The organism is Gracilibacillus sp. JCM 18966, assembly GCF_055392695.1.
Map to the genome: position 1 here is coordinate 1210156 of NZ_AP043883.1, position 25005 is coordinate 1235160.

The following is a 25005-nucleotide window of genomic DNA, read 5'->3' on the forward strand; positions in this document are numbered from 1 at the left end:
AAAGAGGGAAGGGGTTATAGTATATTATTGCAGAATTAAATTTCAATAGTTAATTCGGCTTCTGAATATAACACTGCTCTTCCAGCAATTTTCACTCGAGTATCCTCGTATTTACAATATAGTGTTCCACCTCTATCTGATATTTGTCTCGCCGCCATTTCCTTTTTCCCTAGTCTGTTCGACCAAAGCGGAATTAAGCTACAATGTAAAGAACCTGTTACGGGGTCTTCCTTTACCTTTAGCTTAGGAAAAAAACCTCGAGAAACAAAGTCATATTCTCTCCCTTTCGCTGTTACACAAACCCCCAATCCATCTGGTAATGCTTCTAATTTGGCAAAGTCAGGACTTATGTTTCTCACTTCTTCCTCCGAATCTAATACGAAAATAAGATCTCTATTTAAGAATGCTTCTTTTGGCACGATTCCCAGAGCATGGATCATTTCTTCAGATACCTCCATCTCTTCGGAAGGAACAGCAGGAAAGTCCAATTCATATAAATCATCTTGTTGATTTACAATTAACTCCCCACTGATTGTGCGAAACTTGACTTGATTGGATTTCTTTTCATGATTATTTAATAAGATAAATGCTGTTGCTAATGTAGCATGACCACAAAGATTAATTTCTGCTCCAGGTGTAAACCATCTCAGTCCATAATGTGTTCCTTCCTTTACGGCAAATGCTGTTTCCGAGAGGTTATTCTCCATCGCTATTTTCTGCATGAGCTCATCCGAAATCCAATCCCTCATGATACAGATGCCTGCTGGATTTCCTTCAAATACCTTTTCTGCAAAAGCATCTACTACGAAATATTTCATTTCATTCCCTCCAGTGTTATACTATTTTTAATCATTTGCGGTTATTTTACATCTACAAAGGTATAACACTCAATGGCAGAGTATAACACTTAAAGGAGATAAACTCATGCACATAGAAATACAACGTAATGCTGTCATGTCTATTACGAACCAAATATATCATTCTGTTCTCGATCAAATACGTTCTGATTTCATAGAAGAAGGATCGCCTCTACCATCTGTTCGCAAGCTCTCAAAACAGCTTGGTGTAAGCTTAGTTACAGTAGTGAAAGCCTATCAAAAGCTAGAACAGGATGGATTTATCACATCTGTTCAAGGTAAGGGAACTTTTATAAAAAAGACAAAAAAGGAAGTGGTAGAAGGGAAGAAAGGGAGCAGTTCATACGATTGGCAACTGTCAGTAGAAGATTATTTACCAAGGTCTCAATTTGCTCGCTTTCATCAAGTACCAGAGAAAATCCATCTTTCCTCTTCTATGATCGATCCTGGACTTTTACCTAATCGATACTTAGAACAGGAAATTCATCGCATGCTTTCTAAAAATCCAAGGGTTCTATCGAAATATGGGGAGATCCAAGGTGATAAGGCACTTAGGCAGGCAATGGTGGAGTATTTACAGAAAATGAACTTGTCGACAGATCCGGAAAATATTTTAGTGACAAGTGGTTCACAGCAAGGAATTGACCTCATTGCTCGTACTTTTGTTGGCCCAGGTGATGTAGTAGTGATGGAAGCTCCAACTTATCCAGGAGCTATTGATGTGTTTCGCGGTAGAGGTGCTACCATTCTAACTGTTCCAGTTGATAGTGAAGGAATGAGGGTGGACTTACTGCACCATTTGTGTGATAAATATAAACCAAAAATCATTTATACTGTTCCTACATTTCATAACCCTACTGGGGCCGTAATGCCGACTAAGCGTCGTAGAGAGATTCTTGAAATTGCCGAAAGTACGCAGAGCTTAGTCATTGAGGATGATCCCTGCAGTGAAATCTATTTTGAAAAAAAGCCTCCAGCAGCCATGAAAAGCCTTGATAAAGAAGGACATGTCATTTACTTAAAAGGCTTAAGCAAAATATTAGCACCGGGTTGTAGAATAGGAATTTTAGCAGCCTCTGGTTCTATATTCAAACGTTTATTAGCTTCGAAAGCTAACACCGACTTAGGAAGTCCCTTATTAACGCAGAAAGCCATCATTCCATTTATTACTTCCAAAAGAATGATGGATCATTTAAAAAAATTAAGAATAGCTTTAAAAATTAGGCGGGATCTTGTTCTGGATATTTTGTCACAACACGCACCTGAAGAAGTTTCTTGGTTCCTACCAAAAGGAGGATTAAATATATGGCTCACTCTCCCTTCTTGGATGGACACCAATCACTTCTTAGTCGAAACAAAAAAAGAACAAATCACTTTTTTACCGGGAGCAGCTTGTTATCCAGCAGACCAAGAGAATCATCATTTGCGGTTGAGCTTTTCTTATATGAATGAACAACCATTAACACAAGGAGTAACCACCATTTGTCATCTCCTGCAATCAGCTGTTTATTTGAAGAACAAACAAGGTAGCTCTCCTCACTTTTGAAAAGAAAAGCCCTTTGGATAACGCTTATCCAAAGGGTTCCATTATTTAGTCTATTAACCCATATTTCAAAAAGCTATTCCAGATCCCAGCCTCATCATGTGTATCGGTCACATCATCTGCTGCTTGCTTCAAGGCTTCCTTGGCATTGCCCATCGCAATTCCGTGCTGTACGTATTCGATCATTTCTAAATCATTCATCCCATCTCCATAGGCAAAGGTATCTTTGTTATCTATGTTTAGATGCTCCAGCAATTTGGCGATGGCTGTAGCTTTATGAATTCCTGGAATCGAGAGCTCACCACTATTTTCTCCAAATAAAGGAACCGTACTACGAATGACGGTAAATGTTGAAGCAAATTCCTGCTCGATTCGCTCGAACGGTAGGTCAGATGCAAGGAAGGAAATCTTGTTAATATCCTCTCTGATCAAATCCTCGTCATCGATTAAAGTATCATGAAATGGTTGCAGTCCTTTTTCGATTTCTTCCTTTGCATCGGGATTTTCCTTGACATAATCCTCGATAATCGAACGAAGGTGCTGCTTACAGTTTTTGCTTGCAAACAGCCCACCATTGGACTCTAAATAAAAGTCGACGCCATGTTCATCAAAGAACGCTACAAGCTGCCGTACATCCTCAGCCTTGACATTCTCATGGAAAATAACCTCTTGATTCACTTCCATATATCCACCAGCTGCCCCAATAATACCATCAAAGCCCACCTCTAATATGTCGTCAAATAGCTCTGCCTTCGAGCGACCTGTACAGATAAATACGAGATGTCCATTTTCTCTTGCCTTCTTTACCGCAAGCCTTGCTGATTCTGGAATCACGCCATTATCATTCACGAGTGTTCTGTCTATGTCCATAAAAATAACCTTTGTCATATTCCCACCTGCTAACTTTTTGTCAATTCTTGATCGTTTAGAAAAAATGAAACAAACACCTCGATCCAGTGAGGTGTCTGATCTCTTTTATATTAACACATCATCAATTACTTTTAACTCTTCCTCTGTAAAGGTTAAGTTCTGTAATGCCTTCACATTTTCCTCAATTTGACTGACACGACTTGCACCGATTAATGCCGAGACAACCGTTTTCTCCTGCAATACCCAGGATAGTGCCATTTGAGCAAGTGATTGTCCACGCGATAGGGCCAAATCATTGAGGCGTTTAATTTTTTGTAGTACATCAGAGGATATATCCTTTGAATTAAGGAAAGGAATATATTCTTTTGCCGCTCGTGAATCCTTAGGAATGCCATTTAAATATTTATTGGTTAAAAGTCCTTGTGCTAATGGTACATAGGCAATACAGCCAACACCATGCTCCTCGAGTACATCTGTTAATCCTGATTCAATCGATCGATCTAGCATTGAATAAGCGGCTTGATGAATAATAAATGGTGTCTTTTGTTGTTCGAGAATTTCCACTGCTTGTTTGGTTTGTTCTGCATTATAGTTGGAGATTCCGACATATAAGGCTTTTCCTTGTCGGACAATGTGATCGAGCGCGGCCATTGTTTCTTCAAGGGGTGTTTCCGGATCTGGGCGGTGGTGATAAAAGATATCGACATAATCAAGACCCATTCTCTGTAAGCTTTGATCCAGGCTAGAGATTAAGTATTTACGTGATCCCCAGTCTCCATAAGGACCATCCCACATTCGATAGCCAGCCTTGGTCGAAATAATCATCTCATCCCGATAGGCAGAGAAGGTTTCCTTTAAAATTCGCCCAAAATTACGCTCCGCTATACCTGGTGGTGGACCATAATTGTTCGCAAGGTCAAAATGGGTAATTCCTAAATCAAATGCCTTCATCAGCATTCTCCGCTGATTAGCAATCGCATCCTCGCCACCGAAATTATTCCACAAGCCAAACGAAATAGCCGGTAGCTTAATCCCAGACCTCCCACAACGATTGTATGTCATTTCATGATAACGCCTTACCTTCGCGATATACTGCATCGACATTCCTCCCTGAAAAATTTTTCTAATAGCCTACTTCTACGGCGGCATTAACAATATACATCAGATCATTCTTGTCCTCTTTATCCTCTAAGACAATACCTGAAGTTGTCGCCATTCCTCCATCGATTACTTCGACCGTAACCGTACCATAAGGGATTTCTGCTTTGACTTTCTCAATGTCGACTTTTTCCTTGTCCATTGGTACAGCCAATCGGACATTGACCATCATATTATGTAGATCCTGTTCTGGTAAGTAATCCTTAATCCCTGGCATCGAATTATAATGAATGGCGTTTTCCACCGCCCGTAAGCAAGCTTTCGTCACATTTTGACCATGGACATCAATTCCTGTCCCTGTTTCAATAAAAATGATTTTCTCCATGTAATCGCCTCCAGTCCCAAATGGCATGCATCGTTTTCGTTATGAGTCCTACTTATAAGATTAAGGTAAAAGTGGGGGAAAAGCAATAAGCGTGATTCGTGTATGGGATGAGAATTTGCTACAATAGCAGTATGAAAGTTAACGGAAGGGAAGTTATAAGCAAGTGAAAATAACGATCATAGCGGTTGGGAAATTAAAGGAGAAATATTTAAAACAGGGTATACAAGAGTATATGAAGCGATTAAGCGCATATGCCAACATGGAAATAATTGAAGTCCCAGACGAAAAAGCCCCAGAAAACATGAGTGAAGCAGAACAAGAGGAAGTCAAACGCAAGGAAGGCGAAAAAATATTGTCGAAAATTCCCCGAGATGCGTATATTATTTCCCTGGAAATAAAGGGTCAAATGATCACCTCCGAGAAATTTGCCGAAAAATTGGAGCAGCTTATGATTCATGGGAAGAGTAAAATTGTGTTTGTTATTGGTGGATCCCTTGGGTTGAGTGAGGAAGTTAGGCAGCAAAGTTATTATGCATTGTCTTTTTCCAAGATGACGTTCCCGCATCAGTTGATGAGGTTGGTTTTGGTGGAGCAGGTTTATCGGGGGTTTCGGATTTTGAAGGGGGAACCGTATCATAAATAGAGGCAAAAAAAGTTGAAGATAAGGTGACATTTTGTTGTTAGAAGCGGATAATGGTTGTGAAAAACCATCTTCATTATCCGTTTCACGATACAACATGTGGATAAGTGTAAAGGTCTTTGATACATTGACCTCAGAAAAGTCAAAATCAAGTACAATGTTGTCAACATAACGAGAACGATCTTTTGATTGTTTGATGGATATTCTTTTTAGCAAAAGCTGAAATAATTGCTTTTGTCTGTCTCTCGTTGACTGCTGAAAAACTGCTACGAACTTTTCTAATAGAATCCTAACCAAATTAGGTGGAATTACCTTTGAATCGGATGAACTGAGATAAATGCTTAGTTCATTTTTCTTTTGTTCCAATTCAGTCTTATTTGATGAAACCTTTTGCAAACGTTCCTGTAAAATGGCAATAGGAAAGAGATTCTGCTCGAAGGCTTGCATGTATTTTTCTTGTAAGGCATTTACTTCAACCAATTGTTGCACGATCTGTTCCAATTCATCTTTGATTTGCATGGTTGAATGAACTGTTTGCTTGTTCAGTCCTTCAATGGTACTGATAAAGCTCTCAGAATCACTTAGAAACCCTAAAAGACGGTTGATAATTTCTTCTTCCGCTTGATAGGCCCTAATTGAGTTGGCTTTGCATGCTGATGATCCTTTATTATGAAAGTTAGAGCAAACATAATAGCGATGCTTCTTTTTTGTACCATCTTTTCGTGTAGCTGTCGTAATAGAAGGAACCATACCTTGACCGCAATCAGGGCAACGTAAGAGGCTACTGAGTAAAAATGGCTCGTTTGATTGCTTTTGCTTAAAAGACCTACTCTTTCTTCTTGCCTGCACAATTCCCCATAACTCTTCTGAAATGATGGATTTATGTTTACCGTCTACTAAAATAGGATTAGGGTTTTTCCCTTTTCTTCGCCTTGTGTCCCAATTTTCAACTTGCAACCACCTTATTTTGCCTATGTAAACATGGTTATCAAGGATGGTGGCTATACCATTAATGGAGAAATGCCTGTTGTGCTTTGTATGAAATCCTGCTTTGTTCAGATGATTGGCAATGGCTTTAAGACCTTTCCCGCTTGCGTACATCTCAAAAATCTGTCGCACTACTTCTGCCTCATCTTCATTAACAACAAGTTCTTTGTTCACTGAATCATAGCCAAACACTACTCCTCCATTCCAGGAACCTTCTCTTGCTCGTTGCGTCATTCCGAGTTTAACGTTTTCGGATAGCGTATTTCTCTCCATTTCCGCTATCGAAGCCATTAGTTGAACGACTAAACGACCAATTGGGCTTCCTGTATCGAAGTTTTCAGAGTAAGAGATGAACTTTACCCCGTAATCCTCAAATTTATCCAAAAGGGTGAGGGTGTCCAACATATTACGTGAAAGACGGGAGATTTTCCATACAAGAACAGCTTGGAATTTCTCCTTTTCAACATCCGCTACAAGTCTTGTCATAGCGGGGCGGCCTTTAATGTTTTTTCCGCTGATACCTTCATCTACGTATTCTTCTGCGATTTCCCAACCATACAATTGACTATATTGGCGTAAAGTTTGTAATTGGGCAGAAATGCTGTATCCCTCGGTTGCTTGTTCTTCGGTGCTAACACGACAGTAAATGGCAACACGTTTTATTTCATTCATAAAAATCCTCCCTTCTTTGTTAGTTTAATATGAAACACAAAAAAGAGAAAGGATGTTCTCCCTTCTCAAAAATTAAGCCGATATTAAGTTGTGTATTTCTTCAACTGTTACATGAAAGATAACCTCTTTAATTTTGCGTTCTTTCATCTTTTGCCCATTGTTTACTTTGATTTCTTCAATTAGGCTCTTTAGTAGACTGCTTTTATCAGTATCTTCTAATTGGAGGAAATCGGATCGGAAATTCGTGGTGAGGGAGTCGACAATCTGAATTGCATTTGAATTTTTCAAAGTTTGATATTGATAATCGGTCGTATCTTTTTTACTTACTAAAGCATCCAGTTGCTTATTCAATCTTTCTAATTGTTTTAGGTGTGAATCATTATTTGTTTTGTAATATAATTCATACGTCTTTTGGATTCGATTCTCTGTTTTTGTTATCTCTTTGTTCAATCTGCGTAACGTCTTCTTGTATTCATTCAATTCATTTGAAATTCTTCTGGAAGTCTTTTGGAGTAAAAGAGATTGGATATAAGGAGAATTAATAATTGAAGAAAGCATATCGAGGATATAGTTTTCGGCATAATCTTTCTTTATGGAATTAGCCTTGCAATTCTTTCCGTTCTTGTTGTTGAGACATTTATAGTAGCGGTACTTCCCACAACTACTTACATGATGAACCATTGAAGCATTACAATCAGGACATTTTAAAATACCAGTTAGAAAATAAGAACCATGATGAACCTTTTCAGGAATATAGCTTCGTAATTGTAGAAACTGTTGAGCTTTTTCCCAAAGCTCCAAACTAATGATCGGTTCATGTTTGCCTACAAACCACTCATTCTCAAATTTTACGTATCCAATATATGTTTGATTGGTCAAGATTGTCTTTACTGCATTTATATCAAATTCCCCGTTATTGATGGTAGTATATTCCTTTTCATTTAAAAATTGAGCAATCTTCCGATAACCCCATCCCTCGTTTACATACTTATCAAAGATTACCTCAACAATAGGAGAGGTTTCTTCATTAATCACGTAGCCATCTGGTGTATTTATATAACCAGTAATTCTTCCTCCATTTGGAAGCCCATTTTTCGCTCTTTGACGCATCCCATACATACAGTTAAACAGGATTGCATCTCGGTGACGTTCCGAATACATCGATTTGTTTCGGAAGTAATCGTAGTCATTTCTGTTTTCTGTGTTAATTCTATCAGCTACACAAATAAGATTGGTTCCACTTTTAATTAAACGGTCAACAAGATTAACCGCATCTGCGTGATTTCTTGCGAAACGATGGTCAGCCAGTACAATGACATAATCAATATCGTCATTTTGGAGACAGTCCGCTATCATGTTACAGAACACTCCACGTTCTTCGACATTTGTACCCGAACCGAACCCCTCATTATAGATATGCTTTAAGTCGTAATTGTGATCGTTACAGAATTTCCTAATATGTTCCTCTTGGTATTCCAAAGAAAAATTTAGTGTTTGTTCCTCTGTACTCACTCGAATATAGCCTACAGCTACTTTTCTTTTTGACATTTTATTGTTCCTCCTTAGTTGTGATTCGTGTTGCTGTTGATTTTATTGCCATATCAATCAGCTTATTGATGAAATCATTTGCGTGAATTTTTTTGGTGTCTGTTTCTTGGAAAATGATATTCTCGTAGTATTTCGTAGGGTCGATAATAGTGGAATTTGTTTTTCTCATGTTGAAGACTTCCTTTCATGTTGTGTGGTTTTTGTTTCGAGGAAGAGCTTTTTTGCTCTTGTAATTATTAGTATAAGAGAAAATTTTTCGATGTCTATAGGTTGAGTGTTCTATAGGAATATACGTTCGTCATCTGCGTAATTGACATGACCGAAGTAATGATTTTTTAAATTACGGTTGTAAATCTCTTGTAAAGCTACTAAAACAATATAGAACCAAAATCGAGTGGTAGAAAACGTAGCTTGACTTTACAATAGCAATATTCAACCGCTGAAACTGTGGTTGTAAGAGAAAATAAATATGGGTGGTTTGGGAAAAAGTCTTGTGCGAAGGTGAATCCTTTTCATACAAGAAACCTGATGAAATAAGGAGTTTACTAATATGTGAGGATAACTTCACCGCTTCCCGTAACCTATAAAACGAGAGAGAAAGGAATGAAAAGAACATGCTTCATACAGCACACTTTTATTTAAACTTAACGGGAGAAGAGTTGCATTCTCTTGAAAATCATTTAGGAGTTTCATACGAGAACATTGGCGGTAAAGCAGATGAATATGCAAATGGGTTTATAACATGGATAACAAAACAATATGGGATAAGGTTACACTTCATTGTTGATTTTATTAAGCTATTGGGCAAGGTAAATATTACAGAATCGAATTTTCCAGAAGTTGAGGAACGGCTCAAAGGCTATCTGTTTTATTTGTTTTTGGATCAGGCGTATTACGATAGAGTAGTTATGATACGGATGGATTACCGATTGGATGTGCGGATAGCAGAAAGCCATCGTAAAGCTATTTTGTACCTTTATAAAAAAACAGCAGAAAAGCATCGACATCAGAAGAAATTTGATCGACACGAAACAACTGTCTACTTTAACTCCAAGAGTATTCAAGGAACTTGTTATGACAAGGAAGAGGAGGTTCATGCAAAGGGGAGAGAGATGGAAGAGTATGAGAAGGACATTCTGCGGTTTGAAGTACGATTAGAAAATCGGCATTTGAAGTATATGAAGTATAGACAAGGAAAGGAAAAATGGTTAGAGGAGTATTTTAAACAAGAATTGTACGTCAAGTACATGAAACAGTACCTTGGAACAATGGTTTATAGTGGCGATTATTATAAGATTTCGGGTGCAAGAAAGATTATCAATGAAAGCAATCTGAGTAAAAAAGAGCAACAACAACTACTCGATTTCCTTCGTTATGTTTCACGTTATGGCATTGAAAAGGCAAAGGATAAGAACACTCGCTACTACTTCAACAAATTCCTCAATCAATTGGAAAACCTCAATATCAATCCAATTCTAATCCCAAGGGATAGAAAAGATTTCCCTTCATTTATGCAAAACCCCTTCATTATTTGACAACAAGCAAAATAAACCCCTTCTTTCCTGCTATTTAACACATTCATTCCCAATTATTCGCTAAAATAATGTAAGAAGAAAAGTCAGTCAGGAGAGGTGTCGATTGGTAAAGAAACTAATTTGAAGATGTATTAATTCCACTCCCTTCAAAAGAAGAAGAAATGTTCTGCTGAATGTAGCCAGGAACAGTTTTGTATAAATTAGCTAAAAAAGAGCCATTTTAGGCTCTTTTCTTTGTTTATCGCTTATATTTTTCCATGAAATCCAATAACGACTGTGCGATCATATCCTGCATTTTCAGGTGAGGAAAGTGATTATCACAGAATTTGCTATAGTCGCTGTAGATATCTTTGTTCATCTTAATGCTCTTATTCTCAAACGTTGCCTTTTTGCTGTACACCTTTTCGTCAAGTACAAGTAGATTGTTAGATTGATATATTTCAATCAAACGTTTAAGAGCTTGTTTATTTTCATTAATGAATACAATAGCTTCATTGTCTTCGTTTTTCACAACATCACCTAACGTAACGGCTCGCACATATTGCTTGTTTTTTTTTAGGAATCGGTACTCTCCGTTGTTTCTCATTTCTGTTGTAAAGGTTGAATACTTAAAACCTAACATATTAGCAATTTCCTTTAAGGTATGTCGTTTAAGCATATCATTAACTTCTTCCACTCTTTTTTCAGGTGGTAGTGTAATAAATTCTTCTCTGTTCAATTGCATTCTCCTTTCTTTTGGTAGCGTTATAGTAGTTATCTTATCTTATACAGAACCCTTTTAAATCATGCTGTTTTTCGACAAAATCGCTTATAAAATTGAATTTTTTTCAAGTCTATAAACTATCATATATAGATGTTTATTCATCAGGTGTTTAACGAAAAAACAAGATTAGAAGGTGAAGACATGAGTAATGTGCAGAATGATAGGAGTTTATTTGGAGAGTTTCTCCTCAAATGCCGAATGAAGAACGGTTGGAGTCTATGTGACGTAGAACAACAAGCGGGAATTACTCCAAGTTATTTACACAGATTGGAACAAGGAAAAAGGAGAAATCCAACAATGAGGCTGATACATTCACTGGCAGTGGTGTACTCTGTCCAGGTTACTACGTTATTCGATTTGTTATTACTGGATCAAGGGGGAGAACAGGATGAAGAATGATAATGAAGATATTATGTTATCGGTAGCCATAGCAAAGGAAAAAGCAATAATCATGCTGTCACTCATTGAGAGAGAAGACATTTACAATGAAGTAACACAAGGTATATTGGCAAACATGGAATTGGAACCTATTTCAAAACAGAAAAGACTTAACTTAGGACAAGACGCAAGACATTTCACTGATAATCGATTTATGAAAGAGTATCGTGACAATGAGGAAAAGGCAAGGTTTATAATGACTGATTCACAAAAGTTTTCTCTTGAATTCGGTCAATATAAATATGAAGGCTATTTTCCTGTTGGAACAAGAATGAAATTCCAAAGAGGGGTAAAGGAAGTTACATTTTACGTCTCCAATGCGATGAAGATGAAAGAGCGACCAACCAGTATGGCGATAAACAGGTTTGCTGTTTCAGGAATTATAAACATTAAGCTATAAATAAAATGGCTCACAAGAGAGGGAACGTTCTGTTTCCTTTTTTGTTTGCCCAAACAGATGCAAAATCATATAAGTTTGTAGAAGATCTTGCATAATAGGATTTGATTTCATAATAGATTATAAAAACGTTTCGGGAAATGTAAACATTTATGTAACATTAATTGTTTACATATTCAATTATAGCAACATAGTGGAACTCATGATTCCATACATGTCATACCCATACTTACCCTTACATGACATGCTATAATAAAGGGAGCGATGAAAGTAGATGAAATACAACATAGATAAAAGAAATATAGGGGAGGATCGTTAATGAATAATGAAACAAACATCTTGATTTATCAAACGGAGGAAGGCAATACAAAAATAGATGTTCGGTTAGAAAATGGGACAGTTTGGATGACACAGAAGGCAATTGCTGAGTTGTATCAAAAAGGTGTCAATACAATAAACGAACATATCAAGAACATCTATGCTGAGGGAGAACTACAGGAATCGGCAACTATTCGGAAAAACCGAATAGTTCAAACTGAGGGTAAACGTGAGGTTGAACGTGAGGTATCTTTTTATAATCTCGAAATGATTCTTGCAATCGGTTATCGTGTCCGTTCCCATCGAGGCACACAGTTCCGTCAATGGGCAACAGAGCGTTTAAATGAATACCTTGTTAAAGGTTTTACAATGGATGATGACCGCCTGAAAGAGATGCGAAACTTTGGACAAGATTACTTTGATGAACTACTTGAACGTATTCGTGATATACGGGCATCAGAGAGAAGGTTTTATCAAAAGATTACGGACATCTATGCTACTGCTGTTGATTATGATGGGAAAGCGGAAGTATCAAAAGAGTTCTTTGCAACGGTGCAAAACAAGTTGCATTTTGCCATCCATGGACATACTGCATCCGAATTAATTGCTGAGAGAGCGGATGCAATGAAAGAAAACATGGGCTTAACATCCTGGAAAGGCGATAAAGTACGAAAACAAGATGTCAAAGTTGCCAAAAACTATTTGACGGAGAAGGAAATGAAGTCGCTTAATCGAATTGTCACGATGTATCTTGATTACGCAGAAGATCAAGCAGAACGTAATCAACCAATGTACATGAAAGATTGGATTGAGAAGTTGAATGCTTTCCTTCAATTCAATGGGCGGGAAATCCTCGAAAATGCAGGAAAAATCTCAGCAAAAGTTGCAGAACAATTGGCAGTACAGGAATATGAAAAGTTTAATCAAAGTCGGTTAGAAAAGAATATTGAAAGTGATTTCGATGAATTCATAAAGAGAAATCGGCTAAAATAAGTAGAATTGTTTAAAAACATTCAAAATGAGAACTTTGATTATTCAAAGGTTGCAAAATAGAGAAGGAAATAATCCTTTTATAATTAGGTGTTGAAATTTTGAAGTAAATGGATATAATAGTCTAAAATACATTTTTAAAATCAATGACAAAGAGAGTAGTTATTTGTGAAAGCAAAGCGAATCAGGGATGGTGAGAGCCTGGTCAGGGATCAAATAATGAACCGCACTTTGTAGATGCTTTCCTGAACATGAGTAAGTAGGGGGAGTCGGGGTGAACCTCGTTATCAAATTGAGTGGTTTTTTAAAAAAACAAGTAGAGTGGTACCACGGGCTAATTAAAACTCCCGTCTCTTTTCAAACGAAAAGGGATGGGAGTTTTTTATTTTAGGAGGGAATAGGAATGGATAATAAGTATGCTTTTGTTGATGTCCTATATGACCAATTAAAAGATCATCTGGACAAAAGTAAGTTGAATAGCATGATTGAGAAACCGAAATATGGAAATATGGGTGATCTGGCATTTCCTTGTTTTGAATTAGCTAAAATTTACCGAAAGTCTCCTCAAAACATTGCACTTGAACTTACAAAAGAACTTACTTTGCCCAACATATTTCAGAATGTCGAAGCAGTAAATGGTTATGTTAATGTCTTTTTAAATAAAGAAGAAGTATCATCTTACATCATTAAGGAAGTCGTTTCGAAAAAAGAAAAATATGGGGATTTAAACATTGGAAATAAGGATGTAATCACGATTGACTTTTCATCTCCCAATATCGCTAAACCTTTTTCAATGGGACACTTACGCTCAACGGTTATTGGAAACGCATTAGCACTAATCTCGGAAAAATGTGGCTATAATTCAATCAGAATCAATCATTTAGGTGATTGGGGAACTCAGTTCGGGAAATTAATTGTTGCTTATGAAATGTGGGGAGATGAACAAAAGGTAAAAGAGAATCCGATAAAAGAGCTGTTAAAATTGTATGTTCGTTTTCATGAAGAGGCAGAACAGGATGAAAAATTGAATGATCAAGGGAGACAATGGTTTAAGAAATTAGAAGATGGGGATAAGGAAGCCTTAGAATTATGGGGATGGTTTAGGGATGAATCATTACAAGAGTTTACCAAAATATACGAGCTATTAGGTGTGAACTTTGATTCAACTCATGGGGAAGCATTTTATAATGATAAAATGGATAGAGTGGTTCAGTTATTGGAAGAAAAGAAACTGTTAAAAGAATCTGATGGAGCTAAAGTAGTAGAAATAGACGATGATTTACCTCCTTGTTTGATAAAGAAAAGGGATGGAACTACTCTTTATGCAACACGTGATTTAGCGGCCGCCATTTATCGCCAAGATACTTATAAATTTGTTAAGTCATTATATGTCGTAGGAAATGAACAAACTCTTCATTTTAAACAACTCTTTCTTGTTTTAGAAAAAATGGGGTACAAATGGCACGAGGGACTTAAACATGTTCCTTTTGGGATGATGTTAAAAGACGGGAAAAAAATGTCTACACGTAAAGGAAAGGTTGTATTATTAGAAGACGTATTAAATGATGCGATTAATCTTGCAAAGAATAACATTTTAGAGAAGAATCCAACTCTCGCTTCTAAAGAGAATGTTGCTCGTCAAGTTGGGACAGGTGCTGTTATTTTTCATGACTTAAAAAACTATCGTTTAAATGATATTGAATTTTCATTGGAGGATATGTTGAGATTTGAAGGTGAAACAGGCCCATATGTTCAATACACACATGCACGTGCCTCGTCTATTTTAAGAAAAGGTGATTATCATGAAAGTAATGATGAAGTAAACATATCAGATGTCGAAGCGTGGTCAATAATAAAAAATTTAATGGATTTTCCAGATGCGATTAAGCGTGCTTATGATGGAAGCGACCCTTCTCAAATTGCGAAATATGTACTTGAACTTGCAAAAGCATTTAATAAATACTATGGATCGGTTCGTATTTTAGATGATAAAGAGCAAAAACAGGCAAGATTGTCACTTGTACATTCGGTTCAAATTGTCCTTAATGAAGGATTACGACTGTTAGGTATTGAAGCACCTAACGAAATGTAGTATTAGAAAGAAAATAGACTTTATCTACGCTAATAAAACAAAAAATATCAACGAGCTTGTGGTTCCAAGCTCGTTAAATTTGTGTTTTTTTGCCTCTTAAATAACCACGGTGAACCGTATCACAAGTGATGGTAAACAAGAAGATAGCACTAACAGTATGTATAAAAAGATTAAGGTTATTTAAAGAAGAGCTTTAAACTAATGGTTATATGCTTAAGTGCTTTTTTGAAAAATTTTTCGGAGTAAGATTAAACACCATTCTATATAAAATTGAATGGTGTTTAATCTTTATGACATTTATAAGTGAGTTAGCTGAATACTAACTCATTGTTATACTTGTTTTAAATATATATTCCCAAAACCACTTATTATTAATGGATAATGGCCGTTCATGAGTATCTTCAAAATAAGTGAAGAATTCTGGACTGCACTTTTCTTCTAGAAACCATTTTAAGTCTTCCAATGCATAAATACATTTTTTTATTTTGGGATGAGACTCGTTAGGTACGATTTCCCCATCATCATAATCAATAATTAAATAGTCCTCAGCTTCCAATTCACGAGCTCTTGCGAAATCATCTTGACTGACCCAATAGCTCATTTCTCCTGAATAATACATATTGCAATAAATTGAACTTACAATTAATTTATCGAGAGGAGAAAGTAATTCTTTTACAGTTTCTGTTAAGTTTTCAAAAGTTTCTTTATCATTTGAACCTTTCAATAGGATTTCAGAAACTTCCTTAGAGTTTTTAGCAGACTTTAACTCTTCTATCTTTTTATTTAAATTACGAATCACTTTTTCTTGTTCTATATTATTATTTGTTATTTCATCAATCTCCTTTAAAACCTTTTGATAATCCTCTTTATCTATATGCTGATTTTCTTCAAATTTACATAATCCAGGCATATCCTGTATAAAGCTCATAGCCTTGGCGCGTAACAATCCTGTACCAATCTCCCCAATAAGCTTCATTTCTTTAAAGTCATCAGCAATGTCGAATATTGATTCTTCATCTTTTAATTTAATAAATTGAGTCACACCCTTTAATGGTGTAGCATCCAAGGAGTTGTAATCCAATGGTGGGATTAGGATGGGATAAATTCTTTTACCTAACGCCCAAGCAGCGCCTAGTTCACTCAAACAAAACGAGCTTTTTAAATAGTTTGGTGTTAGAAAAAATAGTACTACTTCTGTATCTTCTATATGCTCTTTAATATCAGCAATAAAATTATTGCCTGTACGTATATGTTTTGTCCCTTTCAGAGAGGTACAGTATATTTGAGTACGGTTAATATTAAAAGCAATATTGAGAAAATCAACAAATCGATCAACTAAATCTCTATCAGCTACTGCGTGGCTTAAAAAAATTGAATTTTTCATTTTTTACTTACTACTCCTTCTGTTTAGACTAAGAATATATTACCATAATGTACATTTGATTGGAGAGGAAATTGGCAAATAATAGAGTATAGAAGTTGTCTATAAAACACTTTTCAGATAGAATTTTATGTATAAGAAAAATATTACAATTAAATTAATGGGGGAAATTATGGAAAAAGAAAATTCTTTTGAAATCCTTCCTAGTGATTATTCGCCTGCAAAAATAGATAATTCTATTGCTGCCTTAAATCAGCCGCTAGCAAATATGCTAACTAGAATTGGACTACCAACTGAGAATGTCCTTTCGCCTATAGAAGAGAGAAGAAAGGTAATTTTTGCATTAGAAAGCACTTTAGAGATATTACCTTACGAAGAAAGGACTAAAGCATTATATTTATCTAAGTTTACCATAGCAGTGACTGTAGGGTTGTTTGATGGGGCGTTAACATTTTTATGGGATGAAACAATAAAGGCTGTAAGAAATTTAGTATCTAAATTTGATCTTCAACACTTTTTTAATATTGCTGAAACTTTATCTCCACGATATAAAAATTTACATCTTGTAGAAGATTTAGAAGCTATTTCTGAGCATGACTTATTAGAAATTTGTCGAAGAATCGGGTTAATAAATGATGTTAATTTTAAAAGGTTAGAACATGTCAACTATTTAAGAAACCATGCTAGTTCAGCTCATCCAAATGAAAATGAGATAACAGGTATTGAAATGCTCTCTCTTTTGGAGCACTGTCTAAAACACGCCATTACTGCTGTTCCAGACCACTCAGTAATTCAAATTAAAGTCTTACTTGAAAATGTAAGGATAGGCACAATCCCTTCTGATGACTGTGAAATAATAGGACAAGATTTAGCTAAACAGCCTCAGGAAAGAATAGATGACTTTGTATTTTCTATGTTTGGATTATTTTCTGACCCAAGGCAAAAGCAAAGTGTTAAAACAAATATAGAAAATTTAGCTCCCCATGTTTGGATATCAGCTACCGAAGAAACAAAGTATTCTATAGGGGCAAAGTTTGGGGTTTATAGGAAGAACGGGGATACAGATAGGAAAGAGGCCACACAAAAGTTTTTAGAATTAGTTAATGGTCTTGCTTATAAAGATGAAGATAGTCTTTCCGCAGAGTTAATAGAAAAACTGCAAAACTTAAGGACAGTTCACTTTGAGTGGAATAATTTTTACAATGAGTCCCCTCATGCGAAATCTATAGCAGAATCCTTACCTAAGGGTAAAATACCAAACGCTGCAAGGAAATTGTTCGTTAAAGTAATTACAATTTGTTTTGCAGGTAACGGAAAAGGATATAGGGAAGGCATTGATGAAAATGCGGTCAAATATTATAAAGAGTTTATTGAATCATTTACCGTGAGAGAGGTAATAGATTTCCTTTATCTGTTTGAGGATAATGAATTTGTTTTTGATTTAGATGTCTCAAAACCCGATGTAAGAATTCGTAAGTTAACAGAGTATTTAAAGACTAAAACAACAGATGTTCACATTAACAAAGCATTAGACTTTATCATTAATTTCCCAAAAAAATCCCTTAATAAGGTTTGGAATGATTCGAGATATCAAGAAGCGTTAAAGTATATTAAGGTTTCTTAAACTGTAAAGTTTTATAAAGAGGTGAGATGAACTGGTCTCTCACCTCTTTAGTTTACAAATAATTTAACTTTCTTGTTTTATTAGGAGGAAAAATGAAGCAACTTAAAGGAAAGTCAGAAGTTAGGTATGCTCTATGGCAAGCATATAATAAGAAGTGTGCAATTTGTGGAGAACCTATAGGTTACACACAGTTACAGATAGACCATATCATTGCAGAGAGTATTGAGAAAGATCATAATGAGCTTTACAGAGTATTAAAAAAATATGATTTACATAAGGATTTTCAGTTGAATAGTTTGTACAATTTGAGACCTGCATGTGGTTATTGTAATAGAGAAAAAAGTTACTATGAAGCACCTGAAGAAATAACTGCAAAACTATTAAGAAAAGCTAAGAATAAAATAAGTGATGTAAATAGAGAAATACAAAAATACTTAGAAGAATCAAATTATGCTCTTAAAATAGAGACTATGCGGAAGGCTGTTAAATCTGGAGAACTAAAATTAGAGGAATACATAGATCAAGTTAATAATTTTGTTTCTGACTATGGTGATGAATTTGTTGAGTATGAAAATGAATTCACAAACTTTCGTTCAATAAAATATAATTCAGTAAAGTTGGATGGCTATCTCCCAAGACTTAACGAACCTGAAGGAAGCTGCTTATTCACATTTAATAGTTTTTATATACGTGGTATGAGTATAACTTTAACGCATAATGAAATCCTTCAAACATTATTTAAGGGAACAAAAACTCCTACAGACCAATTAATGCGTCCTTACATAGTTGATAAGTTAAGCGAAGACAACTATATTATACAATTAGGAAGTAGTAGGTTCAATCTGAGTAAGGATGAAACTATGCACCTTTGTGAGGTAGTAGATAGATTTATTAGCGAGTATATAGTAGCTATAGAAAAAATTGAGAAAGTATTAACTTGCAAAGAGTTTCTTCCATTAAGTAATGATTTGACAAAGTATAAGCTTATCAAGATACATAAGAAATTATGGGGATTAATGCTAAAGTTTGCGGATGAACATGATAATTACCATGGAAATGGTAAATGGCATATTTTTGATTCATCCGGGAGAAATATAATTAAGGTTTATAATAATGAACCAACACCACAGTATAATTCGGGTTTTCATTGTGTTATTCATAGTTTAGTAGATTCTAATGATAGTTGGGAACCTACAGAGGAAGTTTGGTTGGTTTGGTGGGACGTTGAAAAGAATAAGAATTATGGAATAAGAGATTATTGGACAGTAGAACAAACATATCATTGGTTAACTAATGAATTTATTCCCTTAGTAATGTATTCATACGATTCCTCTCTTAGTAGGAATAAACTAGGGTTTAAGAAAGGCGTCTCATTTGATGAGTATAAAGAACTCAATACATTCAATAACTTATACTTTCGTAATAGTAATCGTTATATTGACATTTATAAAACTACAAGAGTTAACGAGTTAATTGAATTGGTGAACTCTTTGCAGTTATACTATTCAGTAACTACAGAAACCTACCTTGAAAAGAAAGCTATTGACAGCATTTATGATGCATTAATTTATATTCTAAGTATAAGTTCTGATACTGATTTTTATTATATTTGTTCAAAATTAAACATCAACCAGACTTCTGATATAAATGATTTAAGAACACAAGTATATAGGAAAAAGAAAAATGAAAAATATGGAAAAGTTAGTGGCGGGGTCTTAGATATGTTGCTAAGATCTATCTCTGCATCAATAGAATATTCCCAAGAAATAATCAACCCTGATGAAATTAAACTAATTACTCAATACTTGGAACCTATGATTACAGATTATAATTTGAATAAATTAGTTAGTGCGTATCTTACAAGTAAATGAATGTTCTTATAAAAATTCATACTTCATGATGGTTATACCTGCATGGAGTAACATTAATACCTTAAAAGGTTTTTATAAAAATACGAATAGAATCAAGAGCTCATGATGGTAGTACCGTCATGAGTTTTTTATTTACAGTTTACTTAAAAATCCTGCAGATTTTCAAATATATTCTATATGATCAAAAGGAGGAGGAAAAAACATGAAAAATAGTATTTCAAACAGGAAACCATACTTTGATCCAGTTATTTTTGAAAAAGTTTTAGAGGATGTATATCTATCCCCAATTGCAAAGGAAATATTAAATTCGAGAAGTGAGTACAAGCAAAACTTCTTGTTTCCTTATGTTAGAGAAAAATTTATCCCCCAAATAGAGGAGCGGGTTAAATTTATAGAACGTGCTGTTAAGGATGAAACTTTATACCAACTATTTTATGAGTACAATGAATATATCAAACATAAGGAAGAAGATAAGCAACGTTGGTACAATGAGTTAAGAGAGCAATATGGATTACCGAGTGATTATGAATTTGAAATATAAAAAATTTCTAAAAGTAGGAAACGCATAGAGCGTTCCTGCTTTTTTCGTATATATAAAGTAGCACCCCTATAAATAAGTAGCTATTTAAAATTCTTGTAAATAGTTATACATAAGAGTTTACAAAAGTAACGAGAGGTCCTATACTCGTTTTACAAATTTAGGAAGGTGGTGTATGTATGGAAAAAGTTTTTGGTTATGTTCGTGTTTCGACTGAAACCCAAGCTGAAAAGGGATATGGAAAAGATGTTCAAGAAACAGCTATTAAAGAGTACTGCAAAATAAATAAGTTAGAAATAGTTGGAATTTTTAGGGACTTAGGTGTGAGTGGTACTATATTTCCACGTGATGGGATAACGGACTTATTCGCTGCTTTATCCGAGGGAGTTATCAAAAGAGTGGTTGTAATGAATACTAGCCGTTTATGGAGAGCAGATAATGCCAAGGTAATGATTAAACGACAACTTATGAAGGACAATGCAATAGTAACTAGCATTGAACAACCTACCTATTCCATTTACGACAGAGATCCAAATGACTTTTTACTTAATGGAATGATGGAACTACTTGATCAATACGATCGATTAAGCATTAATATGAAGCTGGCAAATGGAAGACGTCAAAAAGCTAAAGGTGGAACTAAGGCGTGTGGGAATCCCCCTCTTGGCTACAAGTGGAAGCATGAAGGGGTTAAAAAGCCTATCGTGGTATTTGATGACGGGAAAGCGGAAATTGTTAGAGAAATATTTAGAAGTTATTTAGACTTAAAATCCATTAGGAAGGTTCAACATTCTTTGTTTGAGTTAGGTTATAAAACGCATCATGGAAAAGATTTTTCTACTATGGCGATACGAAATATCTTAACTAATCGCTTCTACTTGGGAGAAGTAAGACATTTAGATTTAATTGTAAAAGGACAACATCAACCACTTATTAATAAAATATCTTTTGGCAAAGTTCAATCCCAACTAAGAAAGAACCAAAGAAAGGGGGCATAGCTTTTGAAATATGATATTGAGAGATTGATAAATCTACCGAGAAAGTCTTCAAAGGACTACTTAGAACTTATGCACAAAGCGCTTGAGTTAGACGATAAACAATGGTTTGAAGAACTAGCAAAAGAAAAGGTACGTATAGAGAAAATCGAAGAAGAAATTAAGAAAGAGTTAGGTTGGAGAGGAGAAAAATAAATGGAAATAAACAACTGCCTTAGTTTATTTGACGATTATATTGTTACACCAGGATTCAATAGGACTGATATTTCAAAATGGTTCAGCAAAAATAAGAAAGATGGTTATAAAAGAGGTGTTTATGCAGTACTTAACTATCGACTTGAAGTACTCTATGTTGGTTCTTCAACTAATTTACGAAAGCGAGTTCCAGAACATTTGTACCAAGATAAATTGACCGGGCATTTCCAAGAAGTACTGCTAATTGGCATTAAGAATTTAAAAGGAGATGTTACGTCCCTAGAGAGGGAATATATCAGGTTATTAAATCCAAAGCTAAACAAGTATCGATATTAGGATGCTTTAAAAGTCCCATATACTGGTCAAGCTATGCAGCTTGATCTTTTTTTATAAAAAATTTCTTTTACTATTTAAAAAAGAGATGATTTTTCCAATAGGTTAAATATGTAACGAGATTGGTTGCTATGCAATTTTGAATGGTTACACCATGTTAACCCCTATTAAACACAAAAACAATTATATATAAAGGTTCTCGTGGCGTAAATAACCCTTCTGCTAAATTAACTATTGTAACAAGTAAGTTCTTGTAATTAAGTACTTAATCTATCAACCAATCACCACTTATAAACTTATAAAACTTATCACCTTAAATCAGATATTAAGGAGATGAGCTTATTGTTAGCCAGTGTAAAGCTAGACAAATTGGTAATAGAATATGTCAACATACCTCTAAACTTTTTTGATGCAATAAAGGATGACTGGAATATTAGCGACATAAAAAGTAATGAGGGTTTTCACTATCACCGTTGTTTGCAGATAACCAAAAATGATACCTATATTAAACTTTATTATCAATCGAAATACGAAATATGGAAGCCAGTTGGGAAACTTCGATTAGAAACACAACCTGAATACTTATGTGAATTTTCATTTTTACTAAAAAAACTGAAAGAGATAAGTCGAGATGTTTATTTTGTTTCTATGGATGTTGCATTTGACTTTCCAATACATCTAAGTAATTTGCTTGTTACTTCTAATACAGGAAGGGAGATGAATTTATTTCAAGGTACACGGTACTTTGGGGGTAAGGGTCAACGTGGTAAACATGGATATTGCCGTATTTATGATAAGAAGAAAGAGTTAGCGAGTAAAGGTGTGGTTATTGATGAAGAGCTAACAAGAGTAGAGATGGTCTATAAACCTAATAAAGTAAAAATGGTAGAGGAATTATTAACTGATCTGCCGTCTTTCAATAAATTATACACAGGTACAATAATTAACCTAGAAAAAACGATTAACCCCATATATAAAGCCATGTTAATTTGTTTGCTTAACGGTAAAATTGGCAATCAACGAATTTTCAAGGCATTACAGAAGAGTATTAAAAAAACAATTAGATAGTCAAGAAGAAATGAATTTTGACCAAATGCTAAAGAGTGTGTGGGATAGTCAGATATCATTAATCAAAGGTTACTTATTGTAGTTAGAGGTGTATAAAGTGAACGAAAAAAATAAATTAACCTACTCAAAATATAATGAATCAGAAATTAAAAAAGAAGAAGCAATTAAAGTAATTGCACAGTTGATAAAAAAATATGATGGACAATTGTTGAAGAACAATGAAGATAACATTCCATCTTCCTGCTAGGAGGTATTCTGCATTGGACACAGGAAACAGAGCAGCAATTTATATTAGAGTTTCAACGGAGGAACAAACTCTAGGACATTCCCTCGAAGCACAAGAAAGCACGTTGAAAGAATTCGCTGAAAAAAAGGGATATGAAGTATTTGATGTATATAGTGATGGGGGATATTCAGGTAAGAACTTTAATAGGCCTGAATTTCAAAGACTGTTTAACGATCTAACTAACAATAGAATAGATATTATCTTAGTTTGGAAAGTTGACCGCCTTTCGAGAAATAATACAGATGTAGTTTCACTGATAGATAATGAATTAACCCCAAGAAATAAAAAGTTAATAATAACATCTATTGATATGGATTCTTCCTCACCAACAGGGCATATGTTTATCTCATTACTTAGTACATTTGCACGCTATGAGAGAGCAACTATTATAGACCGAGTTAATGCAGGAATGCAAAAAAGAGCTGAAAAAGGTTACTGGAATGGCGGTTCAATACTAGGTTATGATTCAGTCGATAAGGAGTTAGTTATTAACGAACGAGAGAGCGGAATCGTTAGGGAAATTTTTAAGCTAAGGGCAGAGGGAAAAGGATATAAATTTATAGCCAATAGGTTAAACAGTCGGGGTACAAAGACCAAAAAGGGAAAGGAGTTTAGCATCCCAGGAATAAAACTAATTGTAAATAATCACATTTATATAGGTAAGATGGTATGGAGAAAGCATCAAGAATGGAATACAAAGAGAAGGGCAGGGAAAACTGAACCCTTGATTGTAGATGGTGTGCATGAGCCAATTATAGAGTTAGAATTATGGGAAAAGGTTCAGCAGATAAATGAGTTCCAAAAAAAATAGTTTACTTCGAATAGGAATTTCAATGGAAACTTCTTCTTAACAGGGTTATTAAAGTGTCCAAAGTGTGGTGCTGGCACAGTAATGAGCAAATCAAAGAAGAAAAATAGTGAGGACTACCACCTTTATTATATGTGCCAGGCATACCACAGCAAAGGGAAAGCGGTTTGCAAAGCAAATTTAATAAAAAAAGAAGTTGTAGAACAAAAAGTGCTGAGTGAAATATCATTCCTAATAGACAACAATGATATCTTAAGCGAACTGTTAAAAGAGCTTAACAGTGATAACGAGAAGGTTAATGAAACATATATAGCTGATAAGAAGATTTTCCGCAGACAGTTGAACAAAGCTTTAGAGAAACGTGCAAAGCTAGACAAAGATTATTTTGCAGGTGGATTAGAAAGTACCACTTACAACAGGTTAATGAACGATCTACAGAAAGAGATAGAAAGTTTAGAAAGAAATATAAGGAAATCAGATAGTAAAATTACTAGTAATGAACGTTCTATAAATAAGGATGAAATTATTTATGCCCTAAAAAATTTCAATAAATTATTTGAAATGGTTAGCGATGAGGAAAGAAAATTACTTGTTAGGTCTTTAATAAAAGAAATACAGGTGGAGGAGAACCGGAAGGAAATTAAAAAGATTACCTTCTGGTTTTCTTCGGGAGTGTAATATTAACTGTGTAAGTAAGAAATGCGTACGGTTTCTTACTCACACAGTTTTTTATTTGGTAGAATAATAACTATAAAGCTAAAGGAGTGTTTTAA

General features: G+C 35.0%; 25 protein-coding genes, 1 pseudogene and 1 other annotated feature. Of the genes and pseudogenes, 17 read left to right on the plus strand and 9 right to left on the minus strand.

What is annotated here, in order from left to right; translation table 11 throughout:
* Positions 1 to 35 precede the first annotated feature (35 nt).
* Positions 36 to 818 (minus strand): PhzF family phenazine biosynthesis protein, encoded by a 783-nt coding sequence (locus ACZ5N5_RS05825; protein ID WP_464373420.1) that lies wholly within the window; start codon positions 816 to 818, stop codon positions 36 to 38.
* A 106-nt stretch (positions 819 to 924) separates the two neighbouring features.
* Here ACZ5N5_RS05825 and pdxR point away from each other — a divergent pair, with 106 nt between their 5' ends.
* A complete protein-coding gene (gene pdxR / locus ACZ5N5_RS05830) occupies positions 925 to 2403 on the plus strand; it encodes a MocR-like pyridoxine biosynthesis transcription factor PdxR (protein WP_464373421.1) in 1479 nt (492 codons plus the stop codon).
* A gap of 45 nt (positions 2404 to 2448) precedes the next feature.
* On the opposite strand, the gene ACZ5N5_RS05835 is transcribed toward pdxR, so the two are convergent.
* The 3 genes from ACZ5N5_RS05835 to ACZ5N5_RS05845 form a co-directional block, all read right to left on the minus strand.
* On the minus strand, positions 2449 to 3288 hold the full coding sequence (locus ACZ5N5_RS05835) for a Cof-type HAD-IIB family hydrolase (protein ID WP_054788703.1): 840 nt from the start codon (positions 3286 to 3288) through the stop codon (positions 2449 to 2451).
* A gap of 87 nt (positions 3289 to 3375) precedes the next feature.
* Positions 3376 to 4368, minus strand: coding sequence for an L-glyceraldehyde 3-phosphate reductase (gene mgrA / locus ACZ5N5_RS05840; RefSeq protein ID WP_464373422.1), 993 nt, complete (start codon positions 4366 to 4368; stop codon positions 3376 to 3378).
* A gap of 25 nt (positions 4369 to 4393) precedes the next feature.
* Complete coding sequence (locus ACZ5N5_RS05845) at positions 4394 to 4753, minus strand: Lin0512 family protein (protein WP_054788704.1); 360 nt, start codon at positions 4751 to 4753, stop codon at positions 4394 to 4396.
* Between the two features lie 163 nt (positions 4754 to 4916).
* Here ACZ5N5_RS05845 and rlmH point away from each other — a divergent pair, with 163 nt between their 5' ends.
* On the plus strand, positions 4917 to 5396 hold the full coding sequence (gene rlmH / locus ACZ5N5_RS05850; protein ID WP_464373753.1) for a 23S rRNA (pseudouridine(1915)-N(3))-methyltransferase RlmH: 480 nt from the start codon (positions 4917 to 4919) through the stop codon (positions 5394 to 5396).
* Positions 5397 to 6047: 651 nt separating this feature from the next.
* Here rlmH and ACZ5N5_RS05855 read toward each other — a convergent pair.
* From ACZ5N5_RS05855 to ACZ5N5_RS05865, 3 genes and pseudogenes are all read right to left on the minus strand, one after another.
* A pseudogene (locus tag ACZ5N5_RS05855) lies at positions 6048 to 7052 on the minus strand (recombinase family protein); the annotation flags it as partial.
* A gap of 72 nt (positions 7053 to 7124) precedes the next feature.
* Complete coding sequence (locus tag ACZ5N5_RS05860) at positions 7125 to 8600, minus strand: recombinase family protein (RefSeq protein WP_464373423.1); 1476 nt, start codon at positions 8598 to 8600, stop codon at positions 7125 to 7127.
* Position 8601: 1 nt separating this feature from the next.
* Positions 8602 to 8769 (minus strand): hypothetical protein, encoded by a 168-nt coding sequence (locus tag ACZ5N5_RS05865; RefSeq protein WP_464373424.1) that lies wholly within the window; start codon positions 8767 to 8769, stop codon positions 8602 to 8604.
* Positions 8770 to 9214: 445 nt separating this feature from the next.
* Between ACZ5N5_RS05865 and ACZ5N5_RS05870 the strand changes: the two genes are divergently transcribed.
* A complete protein-coding gene (locus ACZ5N5_RS05870; RefSeq protein WP_464373425.1) occupies positions 9215 to 10135 on the plus strand; it encodes a phage/plasmid replication domain-containing protein in 921 nt (306 codons plus the stop codon).
* Between the two features lie 238 nt (positions 10136 to 10373).
* Here the strand turns inward: ACZ5N5_RS05870 and ACZ5N5_RS05875 are convergent, their stop codons facing one another.
* Entirely contained in the window at positions 10374 to 10853 is a 480-nt protein-coding gene (locus ACZ5N5_RS05875) for a hypothetical protein (protein WP_464373426.1), read from the minus strand.
* A 186-nt stretch (positions 10854 to 11039) separates the two neighbouring features.
* On the opposite strand from ACZ5N5_RS05875, the gene ACZ5N5_RS05880 reads away from it, so the two are divergent.
* From ACZ5N5_RS05880 to argS, 4 genes are all read left to right on the plus strand, one after another.
* Positions 11040 to 11297, plus strand: coding sequence for a helix-turn-helix domain-containing protein (locus ACZ5N5_RS05880; RefSeq protein WP_054788709.1), 258 nt, complete (start codon positions 11040 to 11042; stop codon positions 11295 to 11297).
* A complete protein-coding gene (locus tag ACZ5N5_RS05885) occupies positions 11287 to 11736 on the plus strand; it encodes a hypothetical protein (RefSeq protein ID WP_054788710.1) in 450 nt (149 codons plus the stop codon). Before ACZ5N5_RS05880 ends, ACZ5N5_RS05885 begins: the two co-directional genes overlap by 11 nt.
* A 315-nt stretch (positions 11737 to 12051) precedes the next feature.
* Entirely contained in the window at positions 12052 to 13044 is a 993-nt protein-coding gene (locus ACZ5N5_RS05890) for a virulence RhuM family protein (RefSeq protein ID WP_464373427.1), read from the plus strand.
* A gap of 134 nt (positions 13045 to 13178) precedes the next feature.
* Positions 13179 to 13399, plus strand: a binding site (T-box leader).
* A 45-nt stretch (positions 13400 to 13444) separates the two neighbouring features.
* A complete protein-coding gene (argS, locus tag ACZ5N5_RS05895) occupies positions 13445 to 15133 on the plus strand; it encodes an arginine--tRNA ligase (RefSeq protein WP_464373428.1) in 1689 nt (562 codons plus the stop codon).
* Positions 15134 to 15452: 319 nt separating this feature from the next.
* Here the strand turns inward: argS and ACZ5N5_RS05900 are convergent, their stop codons facing one another.
* Positions 15453 to 16517, minus strand: coding sequence for a toll/interleukin-1 receptor domain-containing protein (locus ACZ5N5_RS05900; RefSeq protein WP_464373429.1), 1065 nt, complete (start codon positions 16515 to 16517; stop codon positions 15453 to 15455).
* Between the two features lie 127 nt (positions 16518 to 16644).
* Here ACZ5N5_RS05900 and ACZ5N5_RS05905 point away from each other — a divergent pair, with 127 nt between their 5' ends.
* From ACZ5N5_RS05905 to ACZ5N5_RS05950, 10 genes are all read left to right on the plus strand, one after another.
* A complete protein-coding gene (locus ACZ5N5_RS05905) occupies positions 16645 to 18138 on the plus strand; it encodes a hypothetical protein (RefSeq protein ID WP_464373430.1) in 1494 nt (497 codons plus the stop codon).
* A 92-nt stretch (positions 18139 to 18230) separates the two neighbouring features.
* Positions 18231 to 20009, plus strand: a complete 1779-nt coding sequence (locus ACZ5N5_RS05910) for an HNH endonuclease (RefSeq protein WP_464373431.1) — start codon at positions 18231 to 18233, stop codon at positions 20007 to 20009.
* A 202-nt stretch (positions 20010 to 20211) separates the two neighbouring features.
* The gene (locus ACZ5N5_RS05915; RefSeq protein WP_054788714.1) at positions 20212 to 20550 is read left to right on the plus strand and encodes a hypothetical protein; all 339 of its coding nucleotides are present in this window, start codon (positions 20212 to 20214) and stop codon (positions 20548 to 20550) included.
* Positions 20551 to 20726: 176 nt separating this feature from the next.
* Positions 20727 to 21545 (plus strand): recombinase family protein, encoded by an 819-nt coding sequence (locus ACZ5N5_RS05920; RefSeq protein WP_464373432.1) that lies wholly within the window; start codon positions 20727 to 20729, stop codon positions 21543 to 21545.
* A 3-nt stretch (positions 21546 to 21548) separates the two neighbouring features.
* Entirely contained in the window at positions 21549 to 21737 is a 189-nt protein-coding gene (locus ACZ5N5_RS05925) for a hypothetical protein (RefSeq protein ID WP_054788717.1), read from the plus strand.
* Positions 21738 to 22073, plus strand: a complete 336-nt coding sequence (locus ACZ5N5_RS05930; protein ID WP_054788718.1) for a GIY-YIG nuclease family protein — start codon at positions 21738 to 21740, stop codon at positions 22071 to 22073.
* A 339-nt stretch (positions 22074 to 22412) separates the two neighbouring features.
* On the plus strand, positions 22413 to 23138 hold the full coding sequence (locus ACZ5N5_RS05935; protein ID WP_464373433.1) for a hypothetical protein: 726 nt from the start codon (positions 22413 to 22415) through the stop codon (positions 23136 to 23138).
* 88 nt (positions 23139 to 23226) lie between these two features.
* Positions 23227 to 23385 (plus strand): hypothetical protein, encoded by a 159-nt coding sequence (locus ACZ5N5_RS05940; protein ID WP_464373434.1) that lies wholly within the window; start codon positions 23227 to 23229, stop codon positions 23383 to 23385.
* Between the two features lie 13 nt (positions 23386 to 23398).
* A complete protein-coding gene (locus tag ACZ5N5_RS05945) occupies positions 23399 to 24235 on the plus strand; it encodes a recombinase family protein (RefSeq protein WP_464373435.1) in 837 nt (278 codons plus the stop codon).
* Positions 24236 to 24316: 81 nt separating this feature from the next.
* On the plus strand, positions 24317 to 24910 hold the full coding sequence (locus ACZ5N5_RS05950) for a hypothetical protein (protein ID WP_464373436.1): 594 nt from the start codon (positions 24317 to 24319) through the stop codon (positions 24908 to 24910).
* Positions 24911 to 25005 lie beyond the last annotated feature (95 nt).

Coding starts and splice junctions, on each gene's coding strand:
- ACZ5N5_RS05825 (WP_464373420.1), bottom strand. CDS start 818: ATGAAATATTTCGTAGTAGATGCTTTTGCAGAAAAGGTATTTGAAGGA.
- pdxR (WP_464373421.1), top strand. CDS start 925: ATGCACATAGAAATACAACGTAATGCTGTCATGTCTATTACGAACCAA.
- ACZ5N5_RS05835 (WP_054788703.1), bottom strand. CDS start 3,288: ATGACAAAGGTTATTTTTATGGACATAGACAGAACACTCGTGAATGAT.
- mgrA (WP_464373422.1), bottom strand. CDS start 4,368: ATGCAGTATATCGCGAAGGTAAGGCGTTATCATGAAATGACATACAAT.
- ACZ5N5_RS05845 (WP_054788704.1), bottom strand. CDS start 4,753: ATGGAGAAAATCATTTTTATTGAAACAGGGACAGGAATTGATGTCCAT.
- ACZ5N5_RS05860 (WP_464373423.1), bottom strand. CDS start 8,600: ATGTCAAAAAGAAAAGTAGCTGTAGGCTATATTCGAGTGAGTACAGAG.
- ACZ5N5_RS05865 (WP_464373424.1), bottom strand. CDS start 8,769: ATGAGAAAAACAAATTCCACTATTATCGACCCTACGAAATACTACGAG.
- ACZ5N5_RS05870 (WP_464373425.1), top strand. CDS start 9,215: ATGCTTCATACAGCACACTTTTATTTAAACTTAACGGGAGAAGAGTTG.
- ACZ5N5_RS05880 (WP_054788709.1), top strand. CDS start 11,040: ATGAGTAATGTGCAGAATGATAGGAGTTTATTTGGAGAGTTTCTCCTC.
- ACZ5N5_RS05885 (WP_054788710.1), top strand. CDS start 11,287: ATGAAGAATGATAATGAAGATATTATGTTATCGGTAGCCATAGCAAAG.
- ACZ5N5_RS05890 (WP_464373427.1), top strand. CDS start 12,052: ATGAATAATGAAACAAACATCTTGATTTATCAAACGGAGGAAGGCAAT.
- argS (WP_464373428.1), top strand. CDS start 13,445: ATGGATAATAAGTATGCTTTTGTTGATGTCCTATATGACCAATTAAAA.
- ACZ5N5_RS05900 (WP_464373429.1), bottom strand. CDS start 16,517: ATGAAAAATTCAATTTTTTTAAGCCACGCAGTAGCTGATAGAGATTTA.
- ACZ5N5_RS05905 (WP_464373430.1), top strand. CDS start 16,645: ATGTATAAGAAAAATATTACAATTAAATTAATGGGGGAAATTATGGAA.
- ACZ5N5_RS05910 (WP_464373431.1), top strand. CDS start 18,231: ATGAAGCAACTTAAAGGAAAGTCAGAAGTTAGGTATGCTCTATGGCAA.
- ACZ5N5_RS05915 (WP_054788714.1), top strand. CDS start 20,212: ATGAAAAATAGTATTTCAAACAGGAAACCATACTTTGATCCAGTTATT.
- ACZ5N5_RS05920 (WP_464373432.1), top strand. CDS start 20,727: ATGGAAAAAGTTTTTGGTTATGTTCGTGTTTCGACTGAAACCCAAGCT.
- ACZ5N5_RS05930 (WP_054788718.1), top strand. CDS start 21,738: ATGGAAATAAACAACTGCCTTAGTTTATTTGACGATTATATTGTTACA.
- ACZ5N5_RS05950 (WP_464373436.1), top strand. CDS start 24,317: ATGAGCAAATCAAAGAAGAAAAATAGTGAGGACTACCACCTTTATTAT.